Here is a 16,104-nt window from a genome sequence, read left to right on the forward strand (position 1 = left end):
TCTTACTGATGATGACCTGTGATATAGAATTCCAGGTCTTCGATGATTCCCCGTTGTTCATCCATGATGTAACGAACAACGTCACCGATCGAGATCATACCAACGAGCTCCCCATCATCTACTACCGGTAGATGGCGGATGAAACGATTGGTCATTGTTTTCATACAATCTTCGATGCTGTTATCAGGAGATACAGTAACGGGATTTTCCGTCATGATCTCTCCTATCAATGTGTCTTTCGAAGATTTACCTTTCAGGATTAATTTACGTGCATAGTCACGCTCTGTGAAAATGCCAAGTAATTTTCCATACGCATCGGTGATCAAAAGTCCACCGATATTTTTGAGTGACATTAGCTCGATAGCCTTATAGACTGTTACCGTGGGTGCAACGGAAAAGACAACATTTCCCTTGCCCTGAAGGATGTTTCTAACTTTTCCCATACGAGTGTCTGTTTGATTGGAGTAATTGAAGATAACACTTTTCAACAGACTAATGCAAGCGATTGAAGTATAAAAATTTCAATCTTTTAGAGTATACGGCCTGGATAACGTCCAATCACGCTTTATACTTTTTAGCGGTTCAACGTAAAGCTATACTGTATTTATATAGCACAATATATCTATGTTCAAACTATTACCTTCTCTCTGATTAACTTTTCTCTGGCAAAAAAGAACCGCAATCGCACTTGTCCCGTTGCAGCAGTCACCCGTATTTTCATATACCGCAGCGAAAGGTATAATTCCATAATGCCTGCTTTCTATACTTGCGGTGTTACAAGCATTGTAACTTATCATTACTGGCTGTCCTTATGTGTTAGCAGACGCATGACGTACGAGAAGATTTATAAGTCCACCACCGGGTTTAATCTATCGAAGTATAAATGTAAGTCAAGGGTTACGCTGTCTTTCGTATTACTGGATATACCCTATATTTTACAACATGAAAAAAGTATAGATATAAAGTGAAAGTGCGATACTGTAAGTCTGATTGTAAGAAATCTGTTCGTTAATCTAAAAACCTTTATCCAAAATCTTCTTTTATCAAACAATCTCACCGACATTGCACCGTTTATTACTACACATGAATTTTACAAGTATATCATACAAGGCATCAGCATCCATACTCTTTATCACCCTGCTTTGTTTCACTGCATCTTTTGGTCAGAAAAAAGTTCAGCAAAAAGTACCCGAGAAGACGCGTATACTTTTTTTGTTTGACGGTTCCGGCAGTATGCTCGAGTCGTGGGGAAGAGCAAATCAATACAAGATCAACATTGCCAAATCTATACTCACACAGATTGTCGATTCACTTCAGCAAAATGATAAGCTGGAATTAGCACTCCGTATCTATGGACATCGCTCTCCACGCGAAGCCAATAATTGTAAAGACACGTGGCTCGAGGTTCCTTTCAAGCCTAAGAATCACAAACTCATCATTGAAAAGATCAATGAAATAAAACCGAAAGGAGTTACGCCTATTACGTATTCGCTCGAGCAGGCAGCAAAAGATTTTCCTGCCGGTGCAGGATATCGAAATATAGTCATCCTGATCACCGACGGTATCGAGTCGTGTGGTGGTGATCTTTGTGCTACCTCTCGCGAGCTTCAGAAGAAAGGCGTTTTCCTTCGCCCCTATATCATCGGGTTGGGATTGCGTGCTGAGAAAACATTAGACTGTGCCGGTAAATATATAAGTGCTGAAACTCCCAATGAATTTCACAAGGAATTAAACAAAGCGATTCAAACAGCTTTCTCTAAAACTACGGTGAGCGTTGAACTGCTGGACGCACGTAATCAACCTACAGAAACAAATGTGAATGTGAGCTTCGTCAATACACTTACCGGCATCAGTATGTATGACTTTGTTCACTACCGTGATGCGCAAGGTAAACCTGACTCCGTACAAGTAGATCCGGTGGTTGACTATGATCTGGTTGTGAACACAGTACCACCGGTGGTAAAAAAGAATATAGCGATCGAGATCGGTAAGCATAATACCATTCGTATACCGGTGCCACAAGGAAATATAGTCATTCAACAAGAAGGGCGAAAAGATAATGGGCTCGAATCGATCATTCGCGAAAAAGATAAAACCGATGTGATCAATGTACAGCGTAGCAATGAAACGTTTCGTTACCTGACGGGTAAATATGAAATAGAAACACTTACGCTTCCGCGAAGAAAATTTACGGTTGATGTACAGGCTAACAAAACGCAGAACATTTACCTGCCATCGCCCGGTATAGTAAATTTCAATACTATATCTTCCGGATACGGCAGCTTGTACGAGGTCCGCGCAGACGGTACACAACAATGGGTTTGCAACCTGGATAACCAAAAAGCAAACTTCACCTTTACGATGTTACCGGGTCGGTATAAGATTGTGTTTCGCGTACGCAATACTTCCGGCAGCAAGTTTACCGGGTTCAAAACTTTTGACCTGGCATCGGGCGAAACGAAAATGGTCAACGTCTTTAACTGACCTAGGCCAGAAGGATCCAGGGCAGCAGCGCGAGCAATAGCGCTATAATAAACCAGAACACAAGTTTTCGATTAGACTTCTTTTCGTCTGATGATGAGGCTGATTGGTGGTGCATAGGGAATGTATAACAAGCACCTTTACGGATCGCGGTAAACGAATGTTCTTATGCCTCTGGGGTATTTTCATTCTTTAACAAATCATTAACAGTTTATGGAGGAGTGTGCTGGAAGAACCAAATTTATTTACGACTTTCGCACCGGTTAAAAGTGCTCACGTGCTGGCTCGCGCAGTGTTGATATGAAGAGGCACTCCTTAATATTGTAATTCGTATTCGTAATTTATATGACCAAATTCACCTTTACAGAAAAAAAAGATACACGCTCAGGTTTTGGCGTGGGCTTGCATGAGCTTGGCAAAAGCAACTCGAATGTAGTAGCACTTTGTGCTGACCTTACGGGATCCTTAAAGATGGATGCTTTCAAGAAAGATTTTCCGGAACGTTTCTATCAGATCGGAATTGCTGAAGCAAACATGATGGGTCTTGCTGCAGGTATGACCATCGGTGGTAAAATTCCATTCACCGGTACCTTTGCTAATTTTTCTACAGGTCGTGTATACGATCAGATCAGACAATCCATAGCATACTCAAACAAGAATGTAAAGATCTGTGCTTCACATGCTGGCTTAACGCTCGGTGAAGATGGCGCTACGCACCAGATCCTTGAAGATATAGGGATGATGAAAATGCTTCCGGGCATGACGGTAATTGTTCCTTGTGACTATAACCAAACGAAAGCTGCTACGATTGCTTTGGGTTCTCACATAGGCCCTGCATACCTGCGCTTTGGTCGTCCGAACTGGCCTATCTTTATGGCTGCTGACAGACCTTTTACCATTGGTAAAGCTGATAAACTTATTGAAGGTAAAGATGTAACGATCTTTGCGTGTGGCCATATGGTTTGGCAGGTTGTTGAAGCCGAAGCTACACTTGCTGAAAAAGGAATCAGTGCTGAGGTAATCAATATCCATACAATCAAGCCACTTGATGTTGAAGCGATTCTGACATCGGTAGCAAAAACAGGATGTGCTGTTACATGTGAAGAGCACCAGATCAACGGAGGTTTGGGAGACAGTGTAGCACAAGTACTCGCACGTTTCAACCCATCTCCTATTGAAATGGTAGCCGTGAATGATTCATTCGGTGAAAGCGGAACGCCAACACAACTCTTGAAAAAATACGGACTCGGTCCTGAAAATATAGTTGCCGCTGTTGACAAGGTGTTAAAGCGAAAAAAATAAGAACATATTTACAAGAAGATACCCCGCTAAAACGGGGTATTTTTTTTCGTAGCAGCTTTCACGTACTTGTTATACTTTATATAAAACAGCTACGGTTATGGAAATGCTTGACAACGCGATCACCTGGTTTGAAATACCTGTACTTGATTTCGAACGCGCTAAAAAATTCTACTCTGCAATTTACGATTATGAAATGCCTGAAGCGATGGTAGGCACCACTCGTATGGGCTTTCTATTATACGAACAAAAAGACCAACGTGTAGGCGGTGCGATATGTTTTGGTGAAGGGTATATTCCTACCCAGCAGGGAGCACGTGTATACCTGAATGGTGGCTCTGATTTAAGCCTTGTCTTAAATCGTATTGCTGCTGCCGGAGGAAAAGTAATTCTTCCCAAAACATTGATCGGCGAGCAGCATGGCTACTTTGCTCTTTTCAATGATACGGAAGGCAACATGCTCGCCCTGCATTCCAGGAAATAAAATATAGGTATACTGGCATGACTTCATAAAAATCATGGTCAGCTATATGGAATCAGAATATATTATCGTAATATCACGCTCATGGGAGCCTCTAAGATCGATAATTTTACGCCTGCCCAGATTCACCTGGCAGTATATGCAAAAGCACTGGGACATCCGGCCCGCGTTGCTATTGTTCAGTTTCTCGCGCAACGTAAAGCTTGTCTCTGCGGAGATATAGTCAACGCGTTGCCACTCTCGCAGAGTACTATATCTCAGCATTTAAAAGAGTTAAAAAATGCAGGGCTGATCCGTGGAAATATAGATGGCCCCAGTGTTTCATATTGCATTGACGAAAAAATTTGGAACAGAGCGAAGCGGGCGCTTGGTAATCTTTTCGAAAATTGCGATCCTGCCAATGAATTGAATAGATTTCCTGAACCCAAAAGTATAACCGTATGACTTTAACGTATAGAACTATACAAGATATAGAGAGCTTTGAAATATTTCGCTCATTGTTGAAAGCATCCGGATTACCAGCCGATGATCTTAACTTCGAGCGTGACTTACTCGTAGGATATTACGAAGGTGATCAACTTGTAGGCACCGGTGCACTTGAAGTATATGGCGACTATGCTCTGCTGCGTTCGCTGTCTGTGAAGCTTGGTATTCGCGGTCAATCTGTAGGCACTACCATTACTGACTACTTGCTTGATGAAGCGCGTAAAAGAAATCTGAAAGGCATCTACCTCCTCACCGAAAAAGCAAGAGGCTTCTTTTTGAAAAAGGGATTTCAGGACACAACACGCGCACTTGTGCCTAAAGAACTTGAAGCATCCTCTGAATTCTCACACGTCTGCCCTGTATCAGCAGTCGTTATGCACCTTGAACTCAAAGCGTAAGGCTTAACAAAAGGAAACTCGAAGTGTGAAGCTGTAGAAGTAAAAAATTTTGCTTTACACTTCGAGCTTTATATACTCCTACATTCATATTACGCCACTTTCGCTTTCTCCTCTAAGTTTATTGTTATATGGATTTGAGAACGACCATCCGTTAGGAGAATAAAAAACACACATCATAAATCATAAATCGTAAATGATAAAGTACATTTGCGCTTCATTTTTTCCAACCTTATGAAGTTGAATAAATATTTTGTTATCGATTTCGACAGCACCTTTACAAAAGTAGAAGCATTCGATGTTCTGGCTGACATCTCTTTACAGGATCACCCTGAAAGAGAAGACCGCAAAAAGCAAATTATACAAATCACCAATCAGGGAATGGATGGCTCCATCTCGTTTCGTGAGTCGTTGGAAAAAAGATTGAACCTCCTCGCTCCCAGTCAACATCACTTGCCTGCACTTATTACCAAGTTGAAAGGAAGTGTTTCTGAATCATTCAAGCGTAACAAAGAATTCTTCCAACAGTATTCTGATAACATTTATATTATATCAAACGGCTTCAAAGAATTTATTGAGCCGATCGTTACGGAGTTTGGTATCAAACCTGAAAATATACTTGCTAACGAATTCAAGTTCGATAAAGATGGCAAAGTGATCGGCTTCGATGTTGAAAATCCGCTATCCGCCAATGGCGGTAAAGTAGAACAGTTGAAGAAGCTTAATCTTCCCGGTGATATTTATGTTATTGGTGATGGATATACCGACTATGAAATCAAACATGCGGGCCTTGCCAATAAATTCTTTGCGTTCACTGAAAACGTTGAGCGTGAAAATGTAAAAAGCAAAGCAGATCACATCACGCCTAGTCTCGATGAATTTTTATACCTCAACAAACTGAATACTGCTATCTCTTATCCGAAAAACAGGATCAATGTATTGTTGCTTGAAAACGTTCACCCGATCGCGGTTGAGCTTTTGAAAGCTGAGGGTTTCAATGTTGAGACTTACCACGCAGCGATGACGGAAGAGGAACTGATCCAGAAAATCAAAAACGTTTCTGTATTGGGCATCCGTTCCAAAACACAAGTGACAGCACGCGTACTTGAGCATGCGAATCGTTTGATGGTGATCGGAGCATTCTGCATCGGTACTAATCAAATCGATTTGAAAGAAGCCACCAAAAAAGGCATCGCTGTTTTCAACGCACCGTTTAGCAATACCCGTTCCGTTGTAGAGCTGGCCGTAGCGGAGATGATCATCCTGATGCGTAACATCTCGGATAAGTCTACCAAAATGCATAAGGGCGTTTGGGACAAGTCTGCGAAAGGAAGCTTTGAAGTACGTGGAAAAAAACTGGGTCTTATCGGCTATGGAAATATAGGCACACAACTTTCAGTGATTGCAGAATCACTGGGGATGAAAGTATTTTACTACGACACAGAAGAAAGACTTTCATTGGGTAATGCAGTTAAATGCAAAACGATGAATGAAGTGTTGGAGCAAGCCGATGTTATCTCCATGCACGTAGACGGACGGAAGTCAAACGCGAATCTTATCGGTACAAAAGAATTCAGCGTCATGAAGCAAGGCGTGATCTTCATCAACCTGAGTCGTGGCCACGTAGTAGATATACAGGCGTTGCGCGAAAATATACTCAGCGGTAAAGTTGCAGGCTGCGCGATTGATGTATTCCCTTACGAGCCGGTAAGCAACGATGAAGAATTTATGAGTGAGTTGAGAGGATTGCCAAATACAATCTTAACACCACATATAGGAGGAAGTACACTTGAAGCGCAAGAGAACATTGGAAACTTTGTTCCAAGTAAGATGATGGACTATATAAACACAGGCAGTACGTCCAATAGTGTAAACTTTCCGAACCTCACATTGCCAATCCTGAAAGACGCACATCGTTTGATCCATATTCACAACAACGTACCCGGTATACTTGCCAAGATCAATCAACTGTTGGCTGATCACGGTATCAACATTGTAGGGCAATACTTGAAAACAAATGAGTTGGTAGGTTATGTGATTACCGATATCAACAAGCATTATGATAAAGAAGTGATTGCCAAGCTTCGCGCTATTGAGAATACGATCAAATTCAGAGTACTCTATTGATCTATATATAGATCGGTATATAAATGCAAGAGCCTGTATGAATCATACAGGCTCTTGTTATTTTCAGGCTGTCACTTTGAAAAGTTTCGCAGTTACATTTAAGGAAGGGCAATAAAAAAACCCGAGGATTTGGTGAGGTGTTTCTGAACCCCATAAAAGACAAGTTTTGAGCTGCCGCCAATCGCAATCTTCTTCTGTTAACCTGCTTTTTGGGCGAGGTCCCGATAAATATCGGGATGAGGCCTGATTTTGATCGAAAGCTTCACTCGGTATTGTTTATAATTGTTAGGTTCAGCAAACGTGTCCCAAATCCAAGGGAGTGCGAACTTATACAAAACACTCTTTTTTGCAAAGATTGACTTCCTGATATTTTTTCCCTAAAGCCGCCAGGCATTGCTGAATAAGGGTTACCCTACACTATCAATCTTTAATTTGTTGTAAAAAAAGCGTTTCATTTTTAGGGAACTTTTAATTTTTACAAGACATGGATACAAGCATATACACTATTTTTGCGCCCGACTATGAATCCAAAAATCAACTTTACGCCTGGCCCTTCTCAGCTTTACTTTACTGTTGAAGATCATGTACGCACTGCTTTCCGCGATGGTATACCCTCCATCTCACATCGCAGCAAACAATATGAATCTATCTACAAAAAAGCTGTCGATGGTTTACGCGCATTGCTCGGGCTTCCTGCGAATTACCACGTGCTGTTTACAGGTTCTGCAAATGAAATCTGGGAGCGCGTCATTCAAAACCTGGTGGAAGAAAAATCATTGCACTATGTAAACGGTTCATTCTCCAAACGCTTTTTCGAAATCGCGCAACTATTAAATAAAAAGCCCGAGAAGATTGAAGCCTCGATGGGACAAGGTTTTAATATTTCAGATATAGTCCATCCAGGAATCGAACTCGTTGGTATTACACACAACGAAACAAGTTCAGGGGTTTCTGTGCCGCTTGAATTCATATATAGCCTGCGCGAGCAATATCCGGATGCATTGCTCGCGGTAGATGCTGTATCATCTCTGCCCTACCCCGACTTCGACTATAGCAAGATTGATTCTGCTTTCTTCTCTGTGCAAAAAGGATTTGGCTTGCCTGCAGGGCTCGGTGTCTGGCTCGTGAATGATAAATGTATCGCGAAAGCAGAACAGTTGCTGTCCAAAGGCATTTCCATTGGTTCCTATCACAGCATACCTTCACTCTATACACACGCCGTAAAAAATCAGAATCCTGAAACACCAAACGTATTGGGAATTTACCTGCTGGCACAAGTTGTAGAAGATATGGTACGAAGAGGTATAACGGCCATCCGCAAAGAGACCGAGTATAAAGCGGCTCTTTTATACCAGGCACTTGAAAGTCATGGCACATTAAAACCTTTTGTTCAGGATAAAGCTTTTCAATCTAAAACGGTTATCGTTGCTGATTGTGGAGACCATACCGAAAACATCACGAAGCTTTTGCAATCGAAAGGTATGCAACCTGGCGATGGCTACGGTTCATTCAAGAAATCACAACTTCGTTTTGCAAACTTCCCTACGCATTCCAAAGAACAATATGAACTACTGGTAGATACGCTGGCAGGTTAGTACGGAACGCAGGAAAAAAAATCTTTTCCCCACGTTAAACCAATGCCACGATCTTTTGTCTAAATTCCGATATCCACCACGTTCTCCTTGGAAGATAAAGAGCTTTTAGAAAAACTACGGAACGCAGAAACGCGGAACTATGGCTTTAACCTGTTGGTGCGTGTATACCAACAACGGGTTTATGGGCATATCCGTAAAATGGTTATTGACCATGATGACGCCAACGATGTTACGCAGGAGGTCTTTATCAAAATACATAAGAACATCGAAAATTTCCGGGAGGATTCTCAGCTCTATACCTGGATCTATCGCATCGCCACCAATGAGTGTCTGAGTTTTCTTCAACGCAAGAAGAGAAGATTCTTTTTACCCATTGCCGATGTCGCCAAAGAGCTTAGTGCCAAGCTTGACAGTGCACCACATCTATCAGGCGATGAGATTCAAATGAAGCTGCAAAAGGCTTTGCTCAAACTTCCGGACAAGCAACGTATGGTGTTTAACATGAAGTATTTTGATGACATGACCTATGAGCAGATATCAGCGATTACCGACACCAGTGTTGGCGCGCTGAAAGCAAGCTACCATCATGCTGTAAAGAAAATTGAAGATTTCCTGACTGTATGATTAAACTTTTTATAACATTTTAAGTCGAAGATATAGTATGAAGCTCGAAGACTTGCCAAAGAAAGAAATATTCAGTGTACCCGAAGGCTATTTTGAAAAGCTGCCGGGTATCATTCAGGCACGCGTAGCTGAACAGCAACGACAACCGGAGTCGCGCCCGGTGTTGAAATATACCTTTCAATACGCGCTGCCGGTAGTGGCGTTGATCATGGTCGGTATATTCTGGTTCAACAACCGTGCAGGTCAGGCCACCACGGAATCTATGCTTGCCGAAATTCAGACTGAAGATCTGATTGCATATCTGGATGATACCGAAATGTCGACCGATGAACTTCTGGATCACGCATCACTGGATGCTTCAGATGTTGATGAAATTGAAAACGAAGTATATGGTTTCGATCTGGATGACGAAACACTCGATATAATTACCGATGAAATTGATCTAAATAATTTGTGATGAAGATACTAACCAACATCGTTGTTATGCTGCTGCTCTCTGCCTCGTTGTATGCGCAGGACGAAGACTTGCAGCAAGAGCAAGATCCGAAGATAAAGCAAAAGATACAGGCTGCACGTGTAGCCTATATTACCGATCAGCTTGCACTTACACCGGAGGAAGCCGAGAAGTTTTGGCCGGTATACCGTGAGTTTGCTCAGAAGCGTTTGCAACTATTGAAACAATACAGGGAAGCAAAACGCAATCCTGATCCGAATAAAACAGTCGAGCAAAATGATAAAGATCTTGTTGATCTCAACCTGCAACTAAAGCAACAGGAAGTTGATCTTGAAAAAGATTATTCCGGTAAATTGCTGAAAGTTATTTCCGCGCAAAAACTACGGACGTTGCCGGAAGCGGAACGAAAATTCAGGCAGATGATTCTGGACCAGATCCAACGCAGGCAAGGACAACGCGAAAGACTGGATCAGATGCGCGACCGGAAACAGCAAAAGCTTCAGCAACGAAATAATTAAAATCAAGGTAAAGCAAGCCGCCAATCCTCTACCCGTTGCTATAGCAACGTGATTGGCATCACGATGAATTCAATACGGAGAACGATTATCCTGCTCTTGGTATGTTCCTGCTCACACGTTGCAGCACAGGACAGTGAATTTATTTTGTCGGGTTCCGATTCGCTTTTTTCGTATGAAGATTCTTTAAATGTATTTACACTCATCGACAGTTTGCTGCAACTGGAGGACACCGGTGGCTCACAATTAGCAGTGCGTGTTGGCTATAACAGCAATGTACTTTCTGCGGGAAGAACATTGGGTATTGATAACTTTGGACTCGCTCCCGGTATTTCATACTATCACTCCACAGGACTATATGCCGATGTCACCGGGTTTTGGAGTAAAGATTTTGAACCGTCCTATTACCTCACCGTTGCATCGGTAGGTTATCTTCATACATTCTCAAAAAGATTTTCGGCAATGGCTGGCTATGATCGTTACTTCTATTCAGAAGATAATGACGACAACTATATACCCTATAAAAATACACTGTCGCTCACACCCATTCTGGAACTGCATCCTGTTACGATATCCTTGAACTATGCATATTACTTTGGTGATGCGCAGGTTCATCGCATCACACCGGGGGTCAGCATCATCTTGCAAAAACGAAACTGGAAAGGCATCAGCAGGATTGCAATCACTCCCGCGTTCTTCGCGTTGTTTGGAAACGACATCATCACGGAAGTGCGTTACCCGGAAACAGTACGCGAACTTATACGCAGGGTTCGGCAGGGGCTTCCCTGGTACGAGGTTACCGAGCGAAATGAATTCGGCCTCATGAACTATACCATCAGCGCCCCGTTGAGTGTTACGTATAAAAACTTTAATCTGACCTTTACTTACAACTACAATATCCCCAAAGCGCTACCCGGAGAAACACTTACATATTCCGAAAGCAGCTTCCTCTCCGGAAGCCTTTCTTACTTTATTGGCCTCAGGCGGAGTAAAACTGGTTTGTAATATTCAAGTCTTTAGATATTTTGCCAGATAATCATTAACCAATTATCATGCTTCATTGCAAAAAACTTGTTTTAGTCGCTTTCGCCATGGCATCTGGCATGCTGAGTGTTGCTCAGGACTATCGCTGGCAACAACGCGCTGAGTATACTATGGATGTGCGCCTCGATGTAAAAACGCACAAAGTTACAGGCACACAAAAGCTGACGTATTACAACAACTCAAAGGACACACTCTCGAAAGTATACTATCACCTATATTTCAACGCCTTTCAACCGGGCAGCATGATGGATGTACGTTCTCGCAACATTGCAGATCCTGATGGACGCGTGAAGGACCGGATCTCAAAACTGAAAGATGACGAGATTGGATACCAGCATATACTTTCATTGAAGCAGGATGGTAAAGATACCCGCTATAAAGTGGATGGCACTATTCTCGAAGTAACCTTACCGAAAGCTATACTTCCCGGAGCAAAAACGGTGTTCGATATGAAATTCGAATCGCAGGTGCCGGTGCAGATCAGAAGGTCAGGACGGAATAATAAAGAAGGTATATCCTACTCGATGACGCAGTGGTATCCTAAACTTGCAGAGTATGATTTTCGTGGATGGCATGCATATCAATATGTAGCGCGCGAGTTTCATGGTATATGGGGTGACTTCGATGTGAAGATCACCATCGATCCTTCATTTGTAATTGCAGGCACCGGTAAACTGGCTAATGCGGACAAGATCGGATATGGCTATGAAAAAGCAGGCACTACTGTAAAGCGTGCTGAAGGTGAACTCACCTGGAATTTTGTAGCGAAGAATGTAATTGACTTTGCATGGGCTGCTGACCCTGACTATATACATGACCGCGCACAAGTACCCAATGGACCAGAGCTACATTTCTTCTATCAGAACAATGACAAGATCATTGAGAACTGGAAAAAAATGGAAGGCTATGCCGTGAAGCATTTCGAATTCATGAGTAAAACATTTGGAAAATATCCGTATGAAAACTATTCCATCATACAAGGTGGTGATGGTGGTATGGAGTACCCGATGTGCACATTGATTTTAGGGGAAGGTAATCTTGGTGGCCTTGTAGGCGTTATGGCGCATGAAGCAGCGCACAGCTGGTATCAAGGTGTACTGGCCTCAAATGAATCGCTATATGCATGGCTTGACGAAGGCTTTACTGATTTTGCCAGTCATGAATCAGAAGCACTACTTTTCAATACATCCCTTGCAGAAGCACATGCAGGAAGCTATAATGCATACTTCACCTTGATTAAACGTGGCTTGCAGGAACCGATCAGTCAGCATTCCGATCATTATACTACAAACACTGCGTATGGTACCGCGGCATATGCAATGGGTACTATATTTCTCCACCAGTTGAAATATATTATAGGTGAAGAGAATTTCTACAAAGGTATGCGCCTGTATTATAACAGCTGGAAGTTTAAACATCCCGAGCCGAATGATTTTATTCGTGTGATGGAAAAAGTATCCGGCATGCAATTGAAGTGGTATATGAGCTATTGGGTAAATACAACCAAGAAGATCGACTATACTATAAAGACTGTTCTTGAAAAAGAAGGCAACACCTACGTGACCTTAGAGCGTGTCGGTGAATTCCCGATGCCGGTTGACCTGGTGGTAACCTATAAAGATGGCAGCAAAGAACTGTTCTATATACCGTTGAATGAAACTCTCGGCAGTAAACCGGTTGAAGACAAAAGTATAAAGCGTACGGATCTTACTGCATGGCCGTGGGTAAATCCTCAATATACTGCGCAGATCAATCGCAGGGCGGATGAAATCGCTACGATTGAAATTGATCCAAGTCAACGCCTCGCGGATGTAGAACGTAAAAACAACATCGTTGATATTTCGCAAGGTTTAAAAGCTTATCAGAACGCAACGCGTTAAAATATACCTATACGTTGGAGTGTCTTATGATTATAAGCCTCCAACGTTTTTTATTCCTGTACACAGACAATTCAGTCTTAATCTCAGTATCATCTCTCCTCTTCTTCGCTCGTAGTGTTTATCCTGCAGTTCGTCTTGTCCCTACTGTATTTCAGAATGCATCCATAGCCTGCACATTTTTTCAAAGTGCATGTATACCTTAAGAGGCACGCTTTTTTAAACAATTGATTTATCCTCCACACTGTTAAAATACCTTTGCTCCTAAACAGCATTGTGTTTCAGCCGGTGAGTTTCTATTTTGGTAATTCACGTTACGACCCCTGTGCAATGAAGCTTTTACCAGCTATATTATTTTTTATTTTTTGTAGTCTCACAGCCTATACACAGAATTTTTCCATTTCAGGAAAAGTTACGGATGAACAACAACACCCTGTTCCATTTGCCAGTGTAGCGATTCATTCAGTTGCAGATTCATCTTTAGTAGCGGGAAATATATCCGATGACCAAGGTGCGTTCAGCATCAGCGTAAAGCCGGGCAATTATTTTCTCAAGATCACATTCTTGTCCTATACAGAAAAGACAATTACAGGTATAGTAGTCGCTAACACGGATGTTCCCGTAGGCACTATATTTCTAAAGCCATCCGCCAACATGCTAAAGGAAGTTGTAATCCAGGGAGAGAAAGCACAAATGGAATTGCAACTTGATAAACGTATTTTCAACGTCGGTGAGGATTTGGGAAATGTAGGTGTAAATGCAGCAGATATACTCGGCAATCTTCCTTCTGTGAATGTTGATGTAGACGGAACGGTAAGTTTACGTGGAAGTGAAAATGTCAGGATCCTTATCAACGGAAGACCTTCCGGTTTAACGAGCCGCGATCCGGATGCCTTGCGTAAACTCCAGGGTAATATGGTCGAACGTGTTGAAGTAATTACCAATCCTTCCTCACGCTATGATGCTGCGGGAGAAGTCGGCATCATCAACATCATTTTAAAGAAGGATCAGGACAAAGGTATCAATGGTACCTTTACGGCCAATGCCGGACATCCCTATTTACTGGGTGGTTCCTATAGCATCAACTTCCGTAGAAATAAAGTAAATATATTCTCAAGTTATGGCATCGATGATCGCAGAACGCCAGGTGTCGGTTCTTCATTTCAACGCTATAGCAGCAGCGATACCAGCTTCGTATATGAACAATACAACGATCGGTCGCGGGGCGGACTAGCGCACAACATTATGGCTGGTGTAGATTATTTTCTTACCGACAAAAGCTCGCTCACAGGTTCCTTCCTTTTCAATCCATCATTTGGTGTTAATAAATCTACCAATGAATATACAGACTACGATGAAAATGGTACGGTCATCAGAAATGTAATTCGTACAGAGCGTGAAGAGGAAGATGAAGAAACAATAGAAGGAACGCTGAGTTATAAAAAAGACTATGAAGAAAAAGGGAGAACTTTCACAGCAGACTTCAAATGGATCAAAGGTGTAGATGATGAAAGTACAGACTATACCGAAGGACAACCCGGTGGTGCGTTGATCCTTCAACGCGCTGTCAACAATGCGAACGAAGTGAACTGGCTTGTGCAGTCAGACTATATACATCCATTTTCAACCAATGGAAAAATCGAAGCCGGTATAAAAACTGCAACGCGTATTATTAAAAATGATTATTCATTGGAACAACTCGATTCAGAGTCCGATGCATGGACCGCTCTTCCCGCATTTACAAACAACATGATCTATACCGAACGCATACATGCTGCGTATTTTATGGCGAGCAATACTTTTAATAAAGTATCTGTGCAGGGTGGATTACGCGGTGAGTATTCTGATATAACAACTGAACTGACACTAACCAACGAAGAGAACCCTCGCTCCTATTTCAATTTATTTCCAAGTGCCAACCTCTCCTATAAGCTAAAGAAAAATAATACACTGCAGCTCAGCTATAGCTATCGCATCAGCAGACCGGACTTTCGGAACCTTCTGCCGTTCTCTGACTTTCGTGACTCGCGCGTATTCTTTGTTGGTAATCCGAATCTCAAACCAGAATATACCCACGCATACGAAGCGGGTTATCTGATCGATTGGGACAATGGATCTATACTTTCAAGTGTATACTATCGCCACCGTACAGATGTGATTGAACGAATTGTTACCAGTGTTGATTCCTCCGGGAGAACGCGAGTTGTGCCAATCAATCTCGCAGAAGAAAATGCCTACGGTGTCGAATTTAATTTCTCTCTTACGCTACAGAAATGGTGGAGGATCAACAGCAGCGCTAATTTTTATCGCGCCATCACAGAGGGTTCATATGAAGACGAGCGACTGCACAGTGATACCTATACCTGGTCATCGCGTACTACATCACGCATGACGTTTTTCAAGAATCTTGATTTCCAGGCATCCTTCAATTATCGCGGGCCGCGCATTACAACGCAAGGGAAAAATCTCGCTATCTATTCACTCGACCTTGCCTTGTCCCGCGATATCCTGAAAGGTAAAGGAACATTGTCAGCATCAGTCCGTGACCTCTTCAACTCACGCATCCGTAAAAATATAGTGGACAGTGAAGGATATTATTCAAGCACCCGGTTTCAATGGCAGTCGCGCCAGTTTCTTATAACCTTTACCTATCGTCTCAATCAAATGAAAGAGAAAGAGCGTGAGCGCGAAGGAAATGAAGAAGAGCTATAGCACCTAAAACATAA

At 42.3% G+C, this 16,104-nt stretch carries 14 protein-coding genes; 13 read left to right on the forward strand and 1 reads right to left on the reverse strand.

Translation table 11 applies throughout. The features are described 5' to 3' along the window. Positions 1–2: 2 nt before the first annotated feature. Entirely contained in the window at positions 3–443 is a 441-nt protein-coding gene (locus B5Y40_RS24115; protein WP_079689437.1) for a CBS domain-containing protein, read from the reverse strand. A 640-nt stretch (positions 444–1,083) separates the two neighbouring features. On the opposite strand from B5Y40_RS24115, the gene B5Y40_RS24120 reads away from it, so the two are divergent. From B5Y40_RS24120 to B5Y40_RS24180, 13 genes are all read left to right on the forward strand, one after another. After that, positions 1,084–2,484 carry a vWA domain-containing protein gene (locus B5Y40_RS24120; protein ID WP_079689438.1) on the forward strand — a complete coding sequence of 467 codons (1,401 nt, stop codon included), beginning with the start codon at positions 1,084–1,086 and terminating at the stop codon, positions 2,482–2,484. Between the two features lie 342 nt (positions 2,485–2,826). Next, a complete protein-coding gene (locus B5Y40_RS24125; protein ID WP_079689439.1) occupies positions 2,827–3,783 on the forward strand; it encodes a transketolase family protein in 957 nt (318 codons plus the stop codon). Positions 3,784–3,880: 97 nt separating this feature from the next. Further along, positions 3,881–4,264 (forward strand): VOC family protein, encoded by a 384-nt coding sequence (locus tag B5Y40_RS24130; RefSeq protein ID WP_245840748.1) that lies wholly within the window; start codon positions 3,881–3,883, stop codon positions 4,262–4,264. Between the two features lie 81 nt (positions 4,265–4,345). Beyond that, on the forward strand, positions 4,346–4,705 hold the full coding sequence (locus B5Y40_RS24135; RefSeq protein WP_079689440.1) for an ArsR/SmtB family transcription factor: 360 nt from the start codon (positions 4,346–4,348) through the stop codon (positions 4,703–4,705). Then, complete coding sequence (arsN2, locus tag B5Y40_RS24140) at positions 4,702–5,145, forward strand: arsenic resistance N-acetyltransferase ArsN2 (RefSeq protein WP_079689441.1); 444 nt, start codon at positions 4,702–4,704, stop codon at positions 5,143–5,145. Before B5Y40_RS24135 ends, arsN2 begins: the two co-directional genes overlap by 4 nt. 231 nt (positions 5,146–5,376) lie before the next feature. Next, positions 5,377–7,269, forward strand: coding sequence for a phosphoglycerate dehydrogenase (gene serA, locus B5Y40_RS24145; RefSeq protein WP_079689442.1), 1,893 nt, complete (start codon positions 5,377–5,379; stop codon positions 7,267–7,269). 521 nt (positions 7,270–7,790) lie between these two features. Then, positions 7,791–8,864 carry an aminotransferase class V-fold PLP-dependent enzyme gene (locus tag B5Y40_RS24150; RefSeq protein ID WP_079689443.1) on the forward strand — a complete coding sequence of 358 codons (1,074 nt, stop codon included), beginning with the start codon at positions 7,791–7,793 and terminating at the stop codon, positions 8,862–8,864. Between the two features lie 87 nt (positions 8,865–8,951). Continuing rightward, positions 8,952–9,488: an RNA polymerase sigma factor gene (locus B5Y40_RS24155; RefSeq protein WP_079689444.1), complete on the forward strand. Its 537-nt coding sequence runs from the start codon at positions 8,952–8,954 to the stop codon at positions 9,486–9,488. 37 nt (positions 9,489–9,525) lie between these two features. Then, the gene (locus tag B5Y40_RS24160; protein WP_079689445.1) at positions 9,526–9,945 is read left to right on the forward strand and encodes a hypothetical protein; all 420 of its coding nucleotides are present in this window, start codon (positions 9,526–9,528) and stop codon (positions 9,943–9,945) included. Beyond that, a complete protein-coding gene (locus B5Y40_RS24165; RefSeq protein ID WP_079689446.1) occupies positions 9,945–10,460 on the forward strand; it encodes a hypothetical protein in 516 nt (171 codons plus the stop codon). Before B5Y40_RS24160 ends, B5Y40_RS24165 begins: the two co-directional genes overlap by 1 nt. 63 nt (positions 10,461–10,523) lie before the next feature. After that, the gene (locus tag B5Y40_RS24170; RefSeq protein WP_079689447.1) at positions 10,524–11,462 is read left to right on the forward strand and encodes a hypothetical protein; all 939 of its coding nucleotides are present in this window, start codon (positions 10,524–10,526) and stop codon (positions 11,460–11,462) included. Between the two features lie 47 nt (positions 11,463–11,509). Beyond that, positions 11,510–13,381: a M1 family metallopeptidase gene (locus B5Y40_RS24175; RefSeq protein ID WP_079689448.1), complete on the forward strand. Its 1,872-nt coding sequence runs from the start codon at positions 11,510–11,512 to the stop codon at positions 13,379–13,381. Positions 13,382–13,708: 327 nt separating this feature from the next. Further along, positions 13,709–16,090: a TonB-dependent receptor gene (locus B5Y40_RS24180; protein WP_079689449.1), complete on the forward strand. Its 2,382-nt coding sequence runs from the start codon at positions 13,709–13,711 to the stop codon at positions 16,088–16,090. The last annotated feature ends 14 nt before the right edge of the window (positions 16,091–16,104 follow it).

Origin of the sequence: Ohtaekwangia koreensis (assembly GCF_900167975.1) — a bacterium.
In the GTDB taxonomy this organism is placed as follows: Bacteria; Bacteroidota; Bacteroidia; order Cytophagales; family Cyclobacteriaceae; genus Ohtaekwangia; species Ohtaekwangia koreensis.

Coding starts and splice junctions, on each gene's coding strand:
- B5Y40_RS24115 (WP_079689437.1), bottom strand. CDS start 443: ATGGGAAAAGTTAGAAACATCCTTCAGGGCAAGGGAAATGTTGTCTTT.
- B5Y40_RS24120 (WP_079689438.1), top strand. CDS start 1,084: ATGAATTTTACAAGTATATCATACAAGGCATCAGCATCCATACTCTTT.
- B5Y40_RS24125 (WP_079689439.1), top strand. CDS start 2,827: ATGACCAAATTCACCTTTACAGAAAAAAAAGATACACGCTCAGGTTTT.
- B5Y40_RS24130 (WP_245840748.1), top strand. CDS start 3,881: ATGGAAATGCTTGACAACGCGATCACCTGGTTTGAAATACCTGTACTT.
- B5Y40_RS24135 (WP_079689440.1), top strand. CDS start 4,346: ATGGGAGCCTCTAAGATCGATAATTTTACGCCTGCCCAGATTCACCTG.
- arsN2 (WP_079689441.1), top strand. CDS start 4,702: ATGACTTTAACGTATAGAACTATACAAGATATAGAGAGCTTTGAAATA.
- serA (WP_079689442.1), top strand. CDS start 5,377: ATGAAGTTGAATAAATATTTTGTTATCGATTTCGACAGCACCTTTACA.
- B5Y40_RS24150 (WP_079689443.1), top strand. CDS start 7,791: ATGAATCCAAAAATCAACTTTACGCCTGGCCCTTCTCAGCTTTACTTT.
- B5Y40_RS24160 (WP_079689445.1), top strand. CDS start 9,526: ATGAAGCTCGAAGACTTGCCAAAGAAAGAAATATTCAGTGTACCCGAA.
- B5Y40_RS24165 (WP_079689446.1), top strand. CDS start 9,945: ATGAAGATACTAACCAACATCGTTGTTATGCTGCTGCTCTCTGCCTCG.
- B5Y40_RS24170 (WP_079689447.1), top strand. CDS start 10,524: ATGAATTCAATACGGAGAACGATTATCCTGCTCTTGGTATGTTCCTGC.
- B5Y40_RS24175 (WP_079689448.1), top strand. CDS start 11,510: ATGCTTCATTGCAAAAAACTTGTTTTAGTCGCTTTCGCCATGGCATCT.
- B5Y40_RS24180 (WP_079689449.1), top strand. CDS start 13,709: ATGAAGCTTTTACCAGCTATATTATTTTTTATTTTTTGTAGTCTCACA.